This is a genomic window from Nonomuraea pusilla (assembly GCF_900109355.1).
In the GTDB taxonomy this organism is placed as follows: Bacteria; Actinomycetota; Actinomycetes; order Streptosporangiales; family Streptosporangiaceae; genus Nonomuraea; species Nonomuraea pusilla.
This window is the reverse complement of record NZ_FOBF01000066.1, coordinates 1-1186: the sequence shown is the minus strand read 5'-3', so window position 1 is coordinate 1186 and position 1186 is coordinate 1. Positions and strand designations below refer to the sequence as shown.

1 protein-coding gene and 1 pseudogene are annotated in these 1186 nt (G+C 68.2%); both read right to left on the bottom strand.

What is annotated here, in order from left to right; genetic code table 11:
• Nucleotides 1-869: tyrosine-type recombinase/integrase (locus BMX74_RS42710; RefSeq protein WP_143078993.1), on the bottom strand; the 869-nt coding region annotated here is incomplete at its 3' end.
• Between the two features lie 55 nt (nucleotides 870-924).
• A pseudogene (locus BMX74_RS44805) lies at nucleotides 925-1186 on the bottom strand (site-specific integrase); the annotation flags it as partial.

Genomic DNA, 1186 nt, shown 5'->3' with positions numbered 1-1186 from the left:
GCGACAGCGTCGTGCTTGGCGCGGCGCGCCTCGGTGGCCATGCCGGCGCGGAGCCCGTGGGCGGTCCGGTCTTCGAGGCCGGCACGTCTGGCCGCTTCGGTGACGGCGTCACCGACTCCTTCGGGAGTGAGCCCGCCGAGGACCCGGCTGTGGCGGTCGACGCGGCGGAACGCCGGTCCGTCCGTGATGCTGGCGGCAGCCACCCACGCCTTCCACGCCCGGACGGGGCAGGTGGCGAGGTTCTGCCCGTACAGGACTTTCGGCCAGCGCTCCTCTCCGACCTTGGACCAGCGGATGTGCACGACGAGCCCTTCGTCGGTCTCGGTGATGTCGTCGAGGCGCAGGGCGGCGAGCTCGCTGCGGCGGGCGGCGATGGCGAACCCGAGGAGCACCAGGGCGCGGTCACGGATGCCCTTGAGTTTGTCGGGGCAGGCGTCGGAGATGGCACGAAGCTCGCTCACGGTGAAGGCCGGCGCCTTGCCGCGCCCTCGTGTGCCGGGTTCGCGCATGATGCGCTTGCGTGCGACCTTCAGGGCGCGGCGTGCCGCTTCGAGGGTTTCGTCTGGGAGCGGCTGCCCGGCGGCCTTCATTGCGCCTCGTAAGCCGTTGACGCGCCTTTGGATGGTCTTGAGTGCTTTGCCGTCGTCTACGAGATGCATCACGTATTCGGCGATCGTCACGTCATCGACGGGGAACGCCGAATAGCCTCTGGCGTCGCAGAACTTCACCCATGCGCGGATGTCGTCTGTGTAGGCGCGTTTGGTGTTGTCTTCGAGCTCTTCGGCCAGGAAGTCGCGGACTGTCTGGATTCGCGCTTCGAGGGGGAGGGGCGTGATGGGCGACGGAACGATCTCATTCTGACCCCGCATAACGGGATGCTATCAGGGGTCAGAATGGGTGATCGGGAGATTCCTGAAGCGCGGTCTAGATCCGGTCGCCGGGGGAGAGGCGGGCGTGTGCCTGCTGTGCTCGCCGGCCTGCGGCCACCCGCCCGTAGCGGCGGAGCATCTGCGGGGAGCTCCACCCGGCGATGACCATCAGGTCGGACTCGGTGCCGCCGGCTTCCAGCCAGTCGTCGGCGAAGGTGTGCCGGAACTGGTCGCCGAGTTGGGACAGGGCTGGGTATTGCTCTGCGATGGCTTGCGTGAAGCGGATGGCGGATTCGTAGGTCGGGCGGTGCTGGCCT